This window comes from Ligilactobacillus sp. 110_WCHN (assembly GCF_030518115.1).
GTDB lineage: Bacteria > Bacillota > Bacilli > Lactobacillales > Lactobacillaceae > Ligilactobacillus > Ligilactobacillus aviarius_C.
The window spans coordinates 70,142-85,928 of sequence record NZ_JAULLI010000001.1; the positions used below are offsets into that span (position 1 = coordinate 70,142).

Sequence of the window (15,787 nt, forward strand, 5' to 3'; positions counted from 1 at the left end):
AGTTTTGGACACATATCATTTATCAAAACGATTAGCAAAAGCGGCAGCGTATGTTCCTCAGGGAGCCCGGTTAGCCGATATTGGGTCGGACCATGCATATTTACCCGCAAATTTAGCAATTAATCATATAATTGATTATGGAGTTGCTGGCGAAGTCGTAAAGGGACCGTATGAAAATGCGGTTCACGAAATTCAACGCGAACATTTGGAAGAGAAAATCTTTCCGCGCTTTGCTGATGGTTTGAAAGCCATTGAAGATGATGATCAAATTGATACGATTACGATTTGCGGCATGGGCGGAACCTTGATCCGCAATATTTTGGAAAAAGACAAATCCAAGTTGCAAAATCATCCGTTATTGATTTTACAGCCGAATGTCGGAAGCAACGTTTTGCGGCAATGGCTTCAAGCAAATCATTATCAGGTCACGCATGAAGATATTCTTGAAGAAGATGACCATATTTATGAAATCATCGTTGCCCAATATACAGATCAACCGGTTCAGTTAAGTGCGGAAGATCTCTTTTTCGGTTCGATTTTAAGGCACCACCAAAATGATGCTTTTACGAAAAAATGGGAAAGAGAAATTGCGAAGAATGAAAAGGCAATTCGCCAAATGCAAAAAGCAACGAATCCGCCGACCCAGCGACTTGCTCAGTTAAAGGCTGAGAACGAATTAATTAGAGGGGTGTTAGCCAATGGTAAAAGTTAAAGATATTATTTCCCGGTTTGAAGAATTTGCACCCAAATGGATGGCTGAAGATGGCGATCCGGTTGGGCTTCAACTTGGTGATTTAAATCAAGAAGTTCACAAAATGATGGTCACGTTGGACGTGCGGCCGGAGACGGTTCAAGAGGCAATCGACCAGCATGTTGATTTTATCTTTGCGCACCATCCAGCAATGTTTCGGCCAGTCCAACCATTTGATTTGTCAATTCCGCAAAATCAAATGTATGCTGAACTGATTAAGCATAACATTACGGTTTATGGGGCCCACACTAACCTTGATAATGCAAACGGTGGAATGAATGATTGGTTAGCTGCCTTATTTGATCTTCAAGATACGATTCCAATGATGCCGACCCGGGAAGAAAAGATGTACAAGTTGGCAGTCTTTACCCAATCAAACACAGCGGATTCAATGCGGCATGCGTTAAATGCTGCAGGTGCCGGCAATTTGGCTAACTACCGCGATTGTTCATACTCATTGACGGGTACCAGCCGTTTCATCCCACGCGATGATGAACATTCATACAGTGGCGATGATAAGGATGAAATGGTCGAAGTTGTTCAAGAAAAGATCGAAGTTTTCTTCCCTGCACGAATTAAAGATCGAGTTTTAAAGGCCATGAAGGATAATCATCCGCAAGAAGACTTTATGTATGACTTGCATGAAGTTAACGGTCTTGGTCAAGAATACGGCATGGGCCGGGTTGGTAATCTTCCTGAACCAATGACGGTTAAGGAATTTGCACTTAAATGCGAAGAAGTTTTTGATATTCCAGGCGTTCGCGTCATTTCAAAGGATATCGATCAAAAAGTTCAACGGATTGCATTGCTTGGCGGTTCAGGTGCGCGGTTCTATCCGCAAGCTTTGAGTAAAAATGCTGATCTATATCTGACGGGGGATGTATCGTATCATGTAGGTCATGATATCTTAGCTTCCGGAATGAGCGCTGTTGACGCAGGGCACTACATTGAATCTGAATGCAAACCGCATTTGACAAAGCTGTTCCAAAAGTGGAGTCAGGAAAATGACTGGCAAATTGATATTTATCAGTCAAAATTAAATACAAATCCATATCAGTTTATGTAAAAACTAGGAGAGGTTGCGGTTAATGGCGCAACCTTTTTTCATGTTAGAAAAGTTGACAATAAAAGAACAAAAACGGTATCATTAAAACATATTAAAATCAATCAAAGAAAGGCCTGAAAAAGATGGCAAAATACGAAACTTTAATTCCACGGTTTGTTTCATACGTTAAGAAAAACACGCGGTCAGATGAAAATTCAACAACGATTCCATCAACTCAATCACAAGTTGAATTTGCAAAGGATTTAATGGCTGAATTAAAGAAGATTGGAATGCAAAATGTTCGGTTAAACGATCAAAGCGGCTATGTTTTTGCAACGTTGCCAAGCAATCTTCCAGCAGGAAAAACTGCTAAGAAAGTCGGCTTTATTTCACACATGGATACGGCTGATTTCAATGCTGAAAATGTTCAACCGCAAATCATCGAAAATTATGATGGCGAATCAGATATTAAATTAGGTGATGCAGAATATTCATTATCACCAAAGGAATTTCCAAACTTGAAGAAGTCAAAGGGCCACACCGTAATTACAACAAGCGGTGACACTTTACTTGGGGCCGATGACAAGTGCGGGATTGCTGATATTATGACAGCAATGGAATACTTGATCAATCATCCAGAAATCAAACACGGTGAAATTGAAGTCGGTTTTGGCCCGGACGAAGAAATCGGAACGGGTGCTGATCACTTTGATACTAAAGATTTCGGCGCAGACATGGCGTACACCGTTGATGGCGGTCCAATTGGCGAACTTGAATATGAAACATTCAACGCTGCCAGTGCAAAGATCACATTTAAAGGAAAAGACGTTCACCCAGCAACCGCAAAGGGCGTAATGGTTAACGCTTTGAAGCTTGCAATGGAATTTGACCGTCAATTACCAGTTGACGAAGTTCCTGAAAAAACTGAAGGACGTGAAGGATTCTTCCTCTTGCTTTCATTAGATGGGGCAATTGATGAAGCCCATGCAGCTTACATCATCCGTGATCACGACCGTGAAAAATTTGAACAACGCAAACAAATGATGTTAGACATCGCCAAGAAGATGAATGATGAACTCGGTCAAGAACGCGTAATTATTGATATGAACGATCAATACTACAACATGCGCGAAGTCATCGAAAAAGACATGACGGTTGTTGACGTTGCCAAGAAGGCCATGGAAAACTTAGACATCAAGCCGGATATTTACCCGGTTCGTGGTGGTACAGACGGTTCAAAGATCTCATTCATGGGTATTCCAACACCAAACGTCTTCACTGGAGCAGATAACATGCACTCTCGGTTTGAGTTTGCCGATGTCAATACAATGGAAAAGGCAACGGACCTTGTAATTGAGATTGCAAAGTTGATTGCTGAAGAAGCTGAATAGATCGCTTAAAATTAAATAAACACTTGAGGAGATTGTGATGAAAGATCACAATCTTTTTTTGTCCATGAAATTTAAGGATTTACTTATAATTATTGAATATCCGAGATGTTAAGACTATAATTGAAATGTTACCGATTAGAACGGAATGAGGTGTCATTTTGATTCAAGAAAAAAGAATTGAGCTAATTAAACAATTATTAGAGGAACGGCAAGAACTAACAACGAAGGATATTATGGATGAATTTGACGTTTCTCAAGATACCGCGCGGCGTGATATTGTACTTCTTACGGAACGCGGAGAGGTTCGCCGGACGCACGGGGGAATTTTACCGTTGGATTTTGGGCGCAGTGTTCCGAATTACCAAAGCCGGTTAGGACAATTCACGAAGGAAAAAACACGGATCGCGATGGAGGCGTTAAAGTATTTTAAGCCGCATCACGTTTATTTTATTGGCTCCTCAACAATTTTATTGAAGACATGTCAGAATTTGAATATGGCCCTTACTGTTCATACGCACTCGCTTGATAATTGTATTGCGTTATCGGATCACAATAAAACAACGGTTAAAATCTCAAGCGGAACACTTAACCATGAAAACCGTTATTTTTACTCCAACTTAGCGGTCAAGGAACTTCAAAATATCGTTTTTGATACGGCGTTTATTGCCGCTTCCGGGATCGATAAAAATGGCGTTTACCTGCTTGATCAAGGAGACGCCGAAATCGTTGGGGTTGCTGCTCAACAAGCGCGGAAAGTTGTTTTAGTTGCCGAACATCAAAAATTCGTCAACAAATCATACTACCGGATTTGTCCGTTAGATATCATTTCAACGTTTATTACGGACCGCGAACCCACCGCTGAGCAACGGAAAATGTTTAGTCCGCATACGCAGATCATTGTTGCGAATGGGCGCTCAAAAAAGAAAGCAAGTAAGAAATAATTAGAGGTAAGAACTTTGAATACGAAAGCTGAAAAACAACCAATCGGAGTAATGGATTCCGGATTGGGAGGATTAAGTGTCCTTAAAGAAATCATTAAGTTGATGCCGAATGAAGATTATGTTTACTTTGGTGACTCTGCCAACGCACCATACGGGATCCGTACCCCAGAAGAGGTTTATCAACTTACAAAAAATATTATTGAAATGTTTATCCATCAGTATAATGTCAAGGCAATCGTAATTGCTTGCAACACAGCAACCAGTGCGGCGGCAGCCCGGCTGCGGGAAGAATATGATTTACCGATCATCGGATTGGAGCCGGCAATCAAACCAGCGGCAATCGATTATCCGCACGGAAAAGTCATTGCAATGGCAACGGAATTAACGTTAGCGGGAACTAAGTTTGAAAACCGGGTCCGGGAGTTAGGCTCGAATGCGGAAATCATTAAAGTTCCGGCACCGAATTTAGTTGAATACGTTGAACGCGGCGAACTTGATTCAACTAATGTGAAGAATTATTTACATCAAATTTTGGATGATCATTTGCCCGTTGATGCCGTCGTTCTGGGATGTACCCATTTCCCATTTGTTCAAGCGGCAATTCAAGAAGTTGTTGGTCAAGCTGTTGCCATTTATGATGGGAGTAATGGCGCCGCACGGCAATTAAAACACCAACTGAAAGCAATTCATGGCTTGACGACGGTAACTGATCAAGGAACGGTCAGCTTAAATAACAGCGATCCATCACAAATCAAATTAATGGAGAAACTGCTGGCAAAATAGAAGAGGTGCAGAATGAAAATTATTATTTCACCTGCCAAACAAATGCAGATCGATACTGATACCTTTGATGTTTTATCCCAACCGCAAATGTTGTCACAAGCCGAAGAGATCATGAACTACATGAAATCTTTGACAACTGACGAACTCAAAAAGTTGTGGCATACAAGTGATAAGCTATTTCAGCTAAATGCAGAACGGTTAAAGTCAATGGATCTGAAAAGTGAATACCAGACGCCGGCGATTTTAGCGTTTTGTGGCTTGCAGTATCAATACATGGCACCTGATTTGTTTACTGAGCCGGCATTAGATTATATTCAACATAATATGCGGATTCTTTCAAGTTTTTACGGGGTGTTGCGTCCGTTTGACGGCGTTGTGACATACCGGCTTGAAATGAAAGCGAAGGCGCATGTCAATGGCACGCGGAATCTGCATGAATTTTGGAATCGAACCTGGTTTGATTTACTGACTAAAGACGATGATTTGATCATTAACTTAGCATCTAAAATGTATGCTCATCAAGTGGGCCGGTACATGAAGAATACAAACGTTAAAATGATTTCATGTGTCTTTGGTTATTACAATGAGCAAAAAAATAAGGTAATTCAGGATAACACGTATGCCAAAATGGCCCGGGGTGAAATGGTCCGTTTTATGGCTGAAAACAATATTCATGATTATCATGAAATTGTAAATTTCAATGATTTTGGTTATCAGTACACCCCGCAATATTCTGATGACGAAACATATGTCTTTTTAAGAGATCCGAAGCAGAAGAGGAAAGTGTAATGAAAATTAAAATGCGCGATGGTGTCGCTTTAGATTGCCATCGATATGGAAAGGGCCAGCCAGTGGTTTTAGTTCACGGTTTTGGCGGAATTCAAGAAATTTGGGTTGGCCAAGTCAGTTGGCTTGTCGCTCACGGTTATGAAGCGATTGTATACGATCAACGAAATCACGGCGCATCGCAACCAATTGCCGGCCCGGTTCAAGTAATGGATCTGGTGCAAGACCTGCATGATTTAATTCTTCAGTTGCATTTGAAGAAGCCGTTTTTGATTGGGCATTCAATGGGAGCCGGGGTTGTTTACGGCTTCCTTGGGTACTATCCAAGCTTTCAATTGAGCGGAGCAATGGGGATTGATCAACCACCAAAAATGTTAAGCAATTCTGAGTGGCCATATGGCTTTTTGGATGCAACCGATGATAATTACCGGGTCAACTTGTTAAAGAGGCGCAAGGTTCACGAAACGTTGAACGGGCTTGATGATCGGATTTGGCAACGATACCATCCGGCAAAGAAGCAAAAGCCTTTTCGGTTAAAGGAAGATCTTGGATTATTAGTTAATGAAGCGCGGGCAGACTGGCGGAGTGCGTTGGAACATACTCAAGTTGATACACTGCTCGTTAGTTCAGTCCAAAGTCCATTTTTCGATTATCGGTTTGCTGAAACAATGGAACGCCTTAATCCGCAACACATTCATGCGTTGGCAGTTGAAGGCGCCGGTCACGATGTTCAAGCGGAAATTCCAGACAAGTTTAATCAAATCATGGGTGCTTTTTTGAAAAACCCGGCAACGTTTTAATTTACTTTTCGAACAACTGTGTTAAAATTCAAATGTTATAAATTTTTTCAAGGAAAAGGGTGGTAAAATGGCAGCAAAGATGAATGCGACGTGCATCATTTGCGGAAAACACTATTCAGTGATGGAAGGTTTTTACCTGCGAAGTTTGGGTCGCGATTTAACTCAGCAAATTAAAGAAGAGTATTCAAATGTCAAACCATCCTCGTTTATTTGTTTAAACGATTTGCAACATATTCGGTTAAGCAACCTTGAGAACATGATCAATGAGGATTTAGATTCTAACCGGAAAATCAACGATGCCCTTGAGAAAAATCTCAACAGCAACCACTACGTTGTTAAGAACACCAACAGTATGAAATTGACCCGCGGGCAAAAGATTGCGGATGCCTTAGCGAAGTACGCCGGAAGTTGGGGATTTATCATTGCCTTTTGTATTTTCCTGTTTGTATGGATGTCGGCAAATACGTTACATATTTTTGGAATTCACTTTGATCCGTATCCATTTATCTTGCTGAATCTTTTCTTGAGTTGTTTGGCAGCTTTACAAGCGCCGGTTATCATGATGAGTCAAAACCGGCAAGCTGAACGTGATCGGTTCGACGCTGAAAACGACTACAAAACGAACCAAAAAACAGAAATGGAATTGCGGAACTTGCATAAAAAGGTCGACCAGTTGAATGAAGTTCAATGGCCGCACTTATTGGATATCCAAAAAACGGAAATTGAAGTTTTAACGGAAATTGAATCTGAATTGCAACAAATGAAAATTAAGCAGAACGAATTGATCAAGGCGCGGCAACATCAGACGCGTCATCGTTCGCGACAATGATGAAGGTGTGACAAAACTTCAAAAACGAGCGTGATGGAAGCAGAAAAGCGAACGAATCGCGGAGCATAGATTCGGAGGTTTTCGAATTAGCTTCGCGTCACCACTCAGCTCGTTTGTTTTGGAACCCGATTATGCAAATATAGCAAAAGAGGCTGTGAACTTGTCACAACCTCTCTTTTTTAGCAGTGAGTGATATTATAAAAAGTTTTAAGAATTTAATTAGAATAAGAAAAGGTAGCCACTGCATAACGGTTATTTTATCTCAAAAATGAAAAAATTCAATAGAATTTAATAACTATTGTGAAAGTTATGGGAAAATCATATATTTAAAAGGCTTTTTATTATGATATTCGGGTCAAATAGGATATACTTAAGATGTAATCAAGGAGGAATTGGATTATGAATAAAGATTATAAAGAATTAATTTCAGATTTAACAGCAGATGTTGAACATGTAAATCAACGCATCAAAGAACTTGATAATATCACTGATAAAGAAGATTTACCTGAAGATGAAATGGAATTAATCGATCGTCAAGAAAAGGTAATGAAAGATTACGCTGACGTAATGATGGAACGGATCGAATTATACAAAACACGTGATTAATTTGAGCGGTTAAATCATAAAAGACGAACTTTAAATTTATGAAAGTTCGTCTTTTTTTGTTTTGATATTCGGATAATTGTCAAAAGTCGATTATTTCTTAGCTTTTGATGAAGAAAAGTAAACTTTATGGCTTCGCGGAAATTCTCTTCCAAATGAAGTTTTGATTTGACGCTTAGCATTTTGATCATTAAGTTCGATATCAAGTTCTTTGTAGCCAGTTTCAATCAAGCGGGCGGAGTCTTCCGTTAACTTAATGGTTACTGAACGGTCTTTTTTAAAAGTATAAAATTCGAGCAGGTCAAACCGTCTCTTCTTTAAATTGGTAACCGCTGTTTTCTGGGCCTGTTTTAATTCGACTAATTTCATCTCGTATTACTTCCCACCTAAAAAATGTTCTAAATCATGCGTAAAGTCTGCTTTTACGATGTTGGTCGTTAAGTAGACGATTTTAACTTGATTTTCATCCCGAATAAACGCTACCCGCACTGGCGGTAATTGAGGGGGATTAACGCGGCATTCATAACATTTATTGCCTTCAACTTCGATCCGGGTTGCAAGTTTAACCTTCGCGAAGTCCGTGTCCATTTGCCGGGTTAGTTGTTTTTCAATTGTTTTTTTGATTATTTTTTCTTGATGCCGGTAAGTTTTGAAAACCTTGCGACATCCTTTTGAATCATAGCTGAATTGGTAACTTGCCATGAAAATCCTTCCTTTATTAACTGATACTTCAATTTTAGCATTGATTTTAAAATTTAACTATTGATACCTCTTTTTGAGCAATAAGGCTTTTTAATAACATAATTGAAAATTTTCAATTAAAATGGAAATGAAAGTAGGGAAAATGAATGAATAATTTATTGAATCAAATCAAAACTCTTACCGAACAAGTAAGTCAGAAATGGAATGAAACGGATAGTCTTGTAAGTCAAACCGTTACTCAAATGGCCAAACTGAATTTGGAATTAACGGAAAATTTCTTTGAATTACTTGAAAAGGGATATCCGATTGCTGCTCGAATCGTTGCTCGGCCCGTATATGAACGCAGTATGTTTTTGCAATACATTTTGCATGACCGGCGCGAAATCAGCTCCCGGGCCTTATTATTCTACCATTCAAGCCGGTTACGGCAATATTTATGGCTTGGTTACATTTTACGCGATCCAGAGTCATTTAGAAGCTATTCTGAGGAATATCAAACCTATCAGAAACAAAACCAAAAGATGATCCGTAGTCAAAAGAAATCGATGAAGAAGTGGGTCAGTGAACAAATCGAAAATGAAAAACAGGCGTTCAACCGGATTGAAGAGCTTGTTAAATATTGCGACATTGAACACTTTGACAAGGATGAACGGCGGAAGACATGGTACCGGCTTGATCCTGAAATCTTTGGCGGAAAGTTGAAAATTTCAACATTGTCGGACGTTTCAAAATATGTTTTAAATGATAAGCAAAACTATTACTATAATTTATTTTACGGAATCGATTCGTTGTTTACCCACGGGTATTTAATCGCGGACATGCTTGATGCGCAGGTCAATGAATTCAAGGTTGCGTTGTTAACGATGTGTCTTGGAAACTTGAATAGTTTAATGAAGTTTCTTGAACTCGATGACGCCCAAGCACAACAATTGAAGACTCTTAATCGGAAAATCAAACAATTACGCGTTGCCAAGACGCCAATGAACTTAAACGAATTTAAGGAAAAATTAGATGATCAGAAGTTAGCTGCCAAGTTTAAGGCGCAAATCCAACAAAACTTTGATGCTTACCGTTATCTTGCGGATCATCAGCACAACTACGCGTTGCATGTCCTTTTACGGACGATCAATGAACAGATCATGAGTTGGAAATGGATGAATCAAGATCATCCTGAAAATCGGATCAAGATGTTTACATTGACAAGTCAGATCCAGACGATTTCGGACTTGTACCGGTTAAGTATTCCTAACTCAACGGAACAAGATACCTTATCGCATTTGCGGCGGGATAAGAAGGATGAGTACGATGAACTTGCTCAGGATGTGATGCGCGAACGGTCATACCGGAAAGATAAGCAAAAGCGGCGTTGGTTTGTCCTTGAAAGTGACCAGCAAACTGTACATTCAATGCATCAACTGGAACATGTTGTTCTTGAAAACGAAGGAGAATTTGCATACTTGTATGCCAATGGCTTCTTATCGGTTCATGTTCATGGCATCAACCTTGAACTTCCGTTTATCCTTAATAAAAAGCCGGTATTTCTCTTAGGCGGGGTCGACGAAACGCATACTTGCCACCAAGTTGTTCAAAAGTTATGGCAGTTATTTCAATCAAAGGATGATTAATTAATGAAAGTTGTTAGTCGAACGGCGGTCCGTGTTCAGCTTGAAAAAAGCTTTAAGGCATATTCAAGTTGTCACGCAACGCTGACCAATTACAAACAGGATCGGCGAATTGATATCATTAAGAATAAAGACGATTTTGTATATCGTGAAAGCGGGTTTGAACGAATCCGCAAAAAGAATTTGAACAAGGCGAAAGTGATGAATCTTGTTCAAAAACAAATGGAAGTTGAATTTCCGAATAGTAAGAAGATTTACTACTTAATTAAATAAACGGTTTTTGAATTTTATAGTTTGCTTTTAGAACTCAATTATCCAGAAATAGTTAATAGGTTATGGCGAGTGTCATAACTTATTTTTTAACCTTTTTGTAATCCAAAATATGCTAGCGAAATTTTTTAATTCGTGGTACGGTCAAAATATTAGGTAAAAAATTGATTATGAAAGGAGCCATTTTATGATTCGAATTTTAGCGAAATCGGTTCGTGAAAATAAAAAATATTCGATCATTGCGCCAATTTTGGTATTTTTCCAAGCAATGACAAACGTTGCGGTTCCGTTCTTGATGGGCGATTTGATCGATAAGGGAATCATGAAGGGCAACTTAACGTATATTTGCCACCTCGGATTGCTCTTACTACTGCTTGCTCTTGCAGGAATCATTGCCGGAACAACCGCTAGCTGGCTTGCCGGCAGGGCAGCGGCTGGATTTTCAAAGAACCTGCGGCATGATCTATTCAATCATATTCAGCAATTTTCATTTGAAAATATTGATAACTTTTCAAGCGCAAGTTTAGTGACGCGGTTGACAACCGACACTAATAACTTGCAGCAGGCGTACCAAGGGATGTTACGGATCGCCGTGCGAGCACCATCCGTAATGATTTTTGCATTCGCAATGGCTTTTGTCGTGAGTGCAAAGATGGCGCTGATTTTTGTAGTTGTCATTCCGATTTTAGCCCTCGGATTATTTGTAATTATTAAAAAGGCGCGTCCGTTATTTCACCAAGTCTTTCAACGGTACGACGTGTTAAACCAAGTCGTTCGGGAAGATGTTCGGGGAATTCGGGTGGTTAAATCTTACGTTCGGCAAGCAACCGAAAAGCAGAAGTTCAATGATGCGGCTGATGGAATCTACGATGTTTTTTTGAAAGCTCAACGGACAATGGCCTTGAATGCACCGTTAATGCAGTTTGTCATTAATGCAACGATGCTGCTTTTATGCTGGTTCGGCGCAAAATTGATCGTTGGTAATCAACTTCAAGACGGACAGTTAATTAGTATGTTTTCATACACGATGCAGATTTTGATGAGCTTAAACATGTTGTCAATGATCTTTAACCAGTTATCAATGGCTGAAGCGTCAGCATCCCGCGTCGTTCGCGTTTTGAAAGCCCAACCATCGATCGAATCACCTGCAGATGGGGTTCAAATCGTTAAGGATGGCACGGTTGATTTTGATCGCGTTAACTTCAGTTATGACCATGATCCGCAAAAGCTGCAGCTGCAGGATATTAACTTACACCTTAAAGCAGGCGAAACGCTGGGAATCATTGGAAAAACCGGTTCGGGAAAGTCAACTTTAGTTTCATTACTACCGCGATTATATGATGTAACTTCCGGTGAAGTTCAGCTTGGCGGAATCAACGTGCAGGATTATGATTTGAAGACACTTCGGGACAATGTTTCCGTTGTATTGCAAAATAACGTCTTGTTCTCCGGTACCGTAAAGGATAATCTGCGGTGGGGCAATCCGCATGCAACGGATGAACAAATCGTTCAAGCATGCAAGTGGGCCCATGCCGATGAGTTTATTCAAAAGCTCCCGGATGGCTATGATACAATGCTGGAACAAAACGGGACCAACGTTTCTGGTGGGCAAATGCAACGGTTATGTATTGCGCGGGCGTTGCTTAAAAATCCGCAAGTTTTGATTTTGGATGATTCGACAAGTGCGGTTGATACGAATACAGATGCGCAGATTCGGCAAGCCTTTCGTGACGAGCTGCCGCATATCACAAAGATCATTATTAGTCAACGAATTTCATCGATTTCAGATGCTGATCAAATCATTGTGCTTGATCACGGGAAAATCACTGCCCAAGGAACGCATGCAGAACTGTTGAAATCAAGCAAACTTTACCATGACATTTATGAATCGCAAAATTATCAAGGAGGTGAGCACCATGGCGAAGCCAATTCGTAAACGCGGAACGTTGAAGGAAAACTTGCCAACGTTGAAGCGGCTTTTAAAGTTGATTTTTACTTCACACCCGGTCATTTTGCTAATGGCGTTTGTTGGAATCATTGTTAACGCCGCCGCTGGGGTATGGGGCTCACTGTTTTTACAACGGTTGTTTGATGATTACATCACGCCGTTGGTTAAGAGCAGTAATCCGAATTTTATTCATTTGATCCATGCGTTGCTGATCATGGGCGGAATTTACCTGCTTGGCGTCTTGGCCGCCGCCTTGTATACCCAATTGATGGCGGTTTTAGCGCAAAAGATTCAATTAAGTTTGCGGAAAGAAATGTTTGCGCACATGCAAACCTTAGCGATCAGCTATTTTGACCGTAATAATTTTGGCGATTTAATGAGCCGGTATACTAATGATATTGATGCGTTGTTGCAAATGATCATGCAAAGTTTCCCGCAATTTGTCAGTGCGCTGTTTAACATCGTGTTTGTTACTGCCGGGATGCTTTATTTGAGTCCATTTTTGACGATCGTTTCATTCGTGATCTTTGCAACCAGTATTGTTTTTTTGAACTTCTTAAGTAAGCGCAGTTCAAAATACTTCAATCAGCAGCAGGAAACCATTGGGGCGCTTGATGCTCAAATTGAAGAAATCCTGAACGGCCAAAAAGTTGTCAAAGTCTTCTCGCATGAAAAGCAAGTTGAAGACCAGTTTAATAAGTTGAACGATGATTGGGCCGAAGCTTCTGGAAAAGCAAATGGCTATGCAACAATGCTGTTCCCGTTTATGGGCAACTTAGGGACGATCTTATACGTCTTGATCGCAATCATTGGCGGTTTCTTGACGTTAAAGGGTTATTCAGCTCTAACCTTGGGAACGATTGCGGCCTTCTTACAGCTTAGCCGATCATTTAGTCGACCAATTGCTCAGATTTCACAACAGTTGAACAACATTATTTTGGCACTTGCCGGCGGAAAACGGATCTTTGAGTTATTGGATGCCCAACCGGAAGTCGATAACGGAACTGTCGATCTTGTCCGGGTTACTCACCAAAATGGTCAATTAATTGAAACCACCGATTCAAGGCATGATGAGTGGGCATGGAAAGATGGTTCCAAGTTTGTTCCGTTACAGGGAAAAGTTGACTTTCAGCACGTTGATTTTGGTTATTTCAAAGATAAAACGATTTTGCATGACGTTAACTTAAAGGTCAAACCGGGACAAAAGGTTGCTTTGGTTGGTCCAACTGGGGCCGGTAAAACGACGATTACCAGCATGTTGAACCGGTTCTATGAAATCGATCAGGGTAAGATCACCTATGATGGAATCAACATTCAACGCATCAAGAAGGAAGCGCTGCGCCGTTCACTTGGCATCGTTTTGCAGCAAACGAATCTCTTTACGGGAACAGTCATGGAAAATATTCGTTACGGACGGTTAGATGCAACGGATGATGAAGTGATCGCAGCTACCAAACTGGCCAATGCTGACTCATTTATTCAGGAATTGCCGCAAGGGTACCAAACCGTGATTACCGGCGACGGCTCAGATTTATCGCAAGGTCAGCGGCAAATGTTATCGATTGCGCGGGCGGCTTTAGCTGATCCGCCAGTTATGATCCTTGATGAAGCAACTTCAAGTATCGATACTCAGACCGAACGCAAGGTTCAAGGGGCAATGGATAACTTAATGAAGGGGCGGACAAGTTTTGTGATCGCTCACCGCTTATCAACGATTTTTAACTCAGATTTGATTATCGTTGTTGAAGACGGAAAGATCATTGAACAGGGCAGTCATGAAGAATTGATCGCGCAACGCGGAAAGTATTTCCAATTGTATACTGGTGCGTTAACATTAGAGTAGATGATTAGAAAGGGAGAATTGAAAATGGCAGACTATCGAATTGAGGCTGATACGCTTGGCGATGTTAAAATTCCGCAAACGGCATTGTGGGGACCGCAAACGGAACGAAGCCGGCATAACTTTCCAACGGGCACTTTAATGCCGTTGGACGTGATCAAGGCAATGTTAAACATCAAGAAAGCCGCCGCCTTAGCCAACCTTGAACAGGGAAACATTGAACAGGAAAAGGCGGACCTGATCGTTAAGACCGTGGATGCATTACTGGCTCAAAATGATGATGAGTTACGGCAGGAATTTCCGCTTCACGTTTACCAAACGGGTTCCGGAACGCAAACGAACATGAACGTCAACGAAGTCGTGGCGCATAAAGCCGCTCAGGTTGATGATTCAATTGAAATTTTGCCAAATGATGACGTTAACCGTAGTCAAAGTTCAAATGACACGTTCCCAACCGCAATGAATATTGCAGCGCTTGAAAAGGTCAATGAGCTTGAAAAGGCTGCGCACCATTTGATCACGGTGTTGGATAAGAAACAACATGAATTTTGGGACGTTGTTAAAATTGGACGGACACACTTGCAAGATGCAACGCCGTTAACGTTTGGCCAGGAAGTCAGCGGCTGGAAGAGTATGATTCAGCATGACGTTGATTATTTAGCCGAGCTGAAACCAACCCTGAACGAATTGGCGATTGGTGGAACGGCAGTTGGAACCGGCTTGAATACCCCAGACGGGTTTGCCGACCAAATTACCAAGCATCTGAATCAAATTTATGGCGGTAACTTAACGGCCAAGTCAAACAAGTTTTACGGATTAGCTGCTCATTCGGGACTTAACGTTGTTCATGGCGCAATTAAGACGTTAGCCAGTGATTTATTGAAGATCGCAAATGATGTCCGCTTCCTCGCAAGCGGTCCGCGCGCAGGTTACAATGAATTAAATATTCCGGCAAACGAACCGGGATCATCAATCATGCCTGGAAAGGTCAACCCAACTCAGGCTGAAGCCGTTACAATGGCAGCAGCGCGGGTTATGGGCAATGACACGACGATCACGATTGCCTGCTCGCAAGGTAACTTTGAAATGAACGTTTATAAACCGATCTTGATTGCCGCATTCCTTGAATCATGTGAAATTCTTGCCGGAACGATTATGGGCTTTGCAGACAAGATGGTTGCCGGATTAACGGTCAACCGGGAACGGATGCAAGCCTTAGTTGACAATTCATTGATGACTGTTACTGCATTATCACCGCATATCGGTTACCATGCAAGTGCTGAAATTGCTCAGATGGCAGAACGCGAAGGAACCACCTTGCGCGAAGCCGCATTGAAGTCTGGCAAAGTAACTGCTGAACAATTCGACCAGTGGGTTGATCCGTTAAAGATGACGAATTATGATAAATAAAAATTAAAAAAGGAATCCATTGAGGATCGAACAGGCAGCTATCGCACCCGTGAGGTTTACAAAAAG

The 15,787-nt window shown here is 41.1% G+C and carries 16 protein-coding genes; 14 read left to right on the plus strand and 2 right to left on the minus strand.

Annotation, left to right across the window (positions count from 1 at the left end):
- Window positions 1-4 precede the first annotated feature (4 nt).
- From Q3C15_RS00330 to Q3C15_RS00370, 9 genes are all read left to right on the plus strand, one after another.
- On the plus strand, window positions 5-712 hold the full coding sequence (locus Q3C15_RS00330) for a tRNA (adenine(22)-N(1))-methyltransferase TrmK (protein WP_302703437.1): 708 nt from the start codon (window positions 5-7) through the stop codon (window positions 710-712).
- On the plus strand, window positions 699-1,817 hold the full coding sequence (locus Q3C15_RS00335) for a Nif3-like dinuclear metal center hexameric protein (RefSeq protein ID WP_302703438.1): 1,119 nt from the start codon (window positions 699-701) through the stop codon (window positions 1,815-1,817). The genes Q3C15_RS00330 and Q3C15_RS00335 overlap by 14 nt, the downstream gene beginning before the upstream one ends.
- Window positions 1,818-1,939: 122 nt before the next feature.
- The gene (pepT, locus tag Q3C15_RS00340; protein ID WP_302703439.1) at window positions 1,940-3,187 is read left to right on the plus strand and encodes a peptidase T; all 1,248 of its coding nucleotides are present in this window, start codon (window positions 1,940-1,942) and stop codon (window positions 3,185-3,187) included.
- A 158-nt stretch (window positions 3,188-3,345) separates the two neighbouring features.
- Window positions 3,346-4,128: a DeoR/GlpR family DNA-binding transcription regulator gene (locus tag Q3C15_RS00345; RefSeq protein ID WP_302703440.1), complete on the plus strand. Its 783-nt coding sequence runs from the start codon at window positions 3,346-3,348 to the stop codon at window positions 4,126-4,128.
- A gap of 15 nt (window positions 4,129-4,143) precedes the next feature.
- Window positions 4,144-4,911, plus strand: a complete 768-nt coding sequence (gene murI / locus Q3C15_RS00350; RefSeq protein ID WP_302703441.1) for a glutamate racemase — start codon at window positions 4,144-4,146, stop codon at window positions 4,909-4,911.
- A gap of 12 nt (window positions 4,912-4,923) precedes the next feature.
- Entirely contained in the window at window positions 4,924-5,700 is a 777-nt protein-coding gene (yaaA, locus tag Q3C15_RS00355) for a peroxide stress protein YaaA (protein ID WP_302703442.1), read from the plus strand.
- Complete coding sequence (locus tag Q3C15_RS00360) at window positions 5,700-6,497, plus strand: alpha/beta fold hydrolase (protein WP_302703443.1); 798 nt, start codon at window positions 5,700-5,702, stop codon at window positions 6,495-6,497. The genes yaaA and Q3C15_RS00360 overlap by 1 nt, the downstream gene beginning before the upstream one ends.
- Before the next feature lie 67 nt (window positions 6,498-6,564).
- Entirely contained in the window at window positions 6,565-7,326 is a 762-nt protein-coding gene (locus tag Q3C15_RS00365) for a DUF1003 domain-containing protein (protein ID WP_057827445.1), read from the plus strand.
- Window positions 7,327-7,725: 399 nt separating this feature from the next.
- Complete coding sequence (locus Q3C15_RS00370) at window positions 7,726-7,932, plus strand: hypothetical protein (RefSeq protein WP_057827446.1); 207 nt, start codon at window positions 7,726-7,728, stop codon at window positions 7,930-7,932.
- Window positions 7,933-8,022: 90 nt separating this feature from the next.
- On the opposite strand, the gene Q3C15_RS00375 is transcribed toward Q3C15_RS00370, so the two are convergent.
- A complete protein-coding gene (locus Q3C15_RS00375; protein WP_283601762.1) occupies window positions 8,023-8,298 on the minus strand; it encodes a hypothetical protein in 276 nt (91 codons plus the stop codon).
- 6 nt (window positions 8,299-8,304) lie between these two features.
- Window positions 8,305-8,631, minus strand: coding sequence for a hypothetical protein (locus Q3C15_RS00380; RefSeq protein WP_057907096.1), 327 nt, complete (start codon window positions 8,629-8,631; stop codon window positions 8,305-8,307).
- Window positions 8,632-8,777: 146 nt separating this feature from the next.
- On the opposite strand from Q3C15_RS00380, the gene Q3C15_RS00385 reads away from it, so the two are divergent.
- The 5 genes from Q3C15_RS00385 to Q3C15_RS00405 all read left to right on the plus strand — a co-directional run bounded on the left by Q3C15_RS00385 (window position 8,778) and on the right by Q3C15_RS00405 (window position 15,721).
- On the plus strand, window positions 8,778-10,256 hold the full coding sequence (locus Q3C15_RS00385; protein ID WP_302703444.1) for a DUF5677 domain-containing protein: 1,479 nt from the start codon (window positions 8,778-8,780) through the stop codon (window positions 10,254-10,256).
- A gap of 3 nt (window positions 10,257-10,259) precedes the next feature.
- Window positions 10,260-10,526 (plus strand): hypothetical protein, encoded by a 267-nt coding sequence (locus tag Q3C15_RS00390; protein WP_057827450.1) that lies wholly within the window; start codon window positions 10,260-10,262, stop codon window positions 10,524-10,526.
- 184 nt (window positions 10,527-10,710) lie between these two features.
- Entirely contained in the window at window positions 10,711-12,459 is a 1,749-nt protein-coding gene (locus Q3C15_RS00395) for an ABC transporter ATP-binding protein (RefSeq protein ID WP_302703445.1), read from the plus strand.
- On the plus strand, window positions 12,440-14,314 hold the full coding sequence (locus Q3C15_RS00400; protein ID WP_302703446.1) for an ABC transporter ATP-binding protein: 1,875 nt from the start codon (window positions 12,440-12,442) through the stop codon (window positions 14,312-14,314). Before Q3C15_RS00395 ends, Q3C15_RS00400 begins: the two co-directional genes overlap by 20 nt.
- Window positions 14,315-14,338: 24 nt before the next feature.
- A complete protein-coding gene (locus tag Q3C15_RS00405; protein ID WP_302703447.1) occupies window positions 14,339-15,721 on the plus strand; it encodes a class II fumarate hydratase in 1,383 nt (460 codons plus the stop codon).
- Window positions 15,722-15,787 lie beyond the last annotated feature (66 nt).

Coding starts and splice junctions, on each gene's coding strand:
- Q3C15_RS00375 (WP_283601762.1), bottom strand. CDS start 8,298: ATGAAATTAGTCGAATTAAAACAGGCCCAGAAAACAGCGGTTACCAAT.
- Q3C15_RS00385 (WP_302703444.1), top strand. CDS start 8,778: ATGAATAATTTATTGAATCAAATCAAAACTCTTACCGAACAAGTAAGT.
- Q3C15_RS00365 (WP_057827445.1), top strand. CDS start 6,565: ATGGCAGCAAAGATGAATGCGACGTGCATCATTTGCGGAAAACACTAT.
- Q3C15_RS00390 (WP_057827450.1), top strand. CDS start 10,260: ATGAAAGTTGTTAGTCGAACGGCGGTCCGTGTTCAGCTTGAAAAAAGC.
- Q3C15_RS00400 (WP_302703446.1), top strand. CDS start 12,440: ATGGCGAAGCCAATTCGTAAACGCGGAACGTTGAAGGAAAACTTGCCA.
- Q3C15_RS00395 (WP_302703445.1), top strand. CDS start 10,711: ATGATTCGAATTTTAGCGAAATCGGTTCGTGAAAATAAAAAATATTCG.
- Q3C15_RS00380 (WP_057907096.1), bottom strand. CDS start 8,631: ATGGCAAGTTACCAATTCAGCTATGATTCAAAAGGATGTCGCAAGGTT.
- yaaA (WP_302703442.1), top strand. CDS start 4,924: ATGAAAATTATTATTTCACCTGCCAAACAAATGCAGATCGATACTGAT.
- Q3C15_RS00360 (WP_302703443.1), top strand. CDS start 5,700: ATGAAAATTAAAATGCGCGATGGTGTCGCTTTAGATTGCCATCGATAT.
- Q3C15_RS00370 (WP_057827446.1), top strand. CDS start 7,726: ATGAATAAAGATTATAAAGAATTAATTTCAGATTTAACAGCAGATGTT.
- Q3C15_RS00335 (WP_302703438.1), top strand. CDS start 699: ATGGTAAAAGTTAAAGATATTATTTCCCGGTTTGAAGAATTTGCACCC.
- Q3C15_RS00405 (WP_302703447.1), top strand. CDS start 14,339: ATGGCAGACTATCGAATTGAGGCTGATACGCTTGGCGATGTTAAAATT.
- pepT (WP_302703439.1), top strand. CDS start 1,940: ATGGCAAAATACGAAACTTTAATTCCACGGTTTGTTTCATACGTTAAG.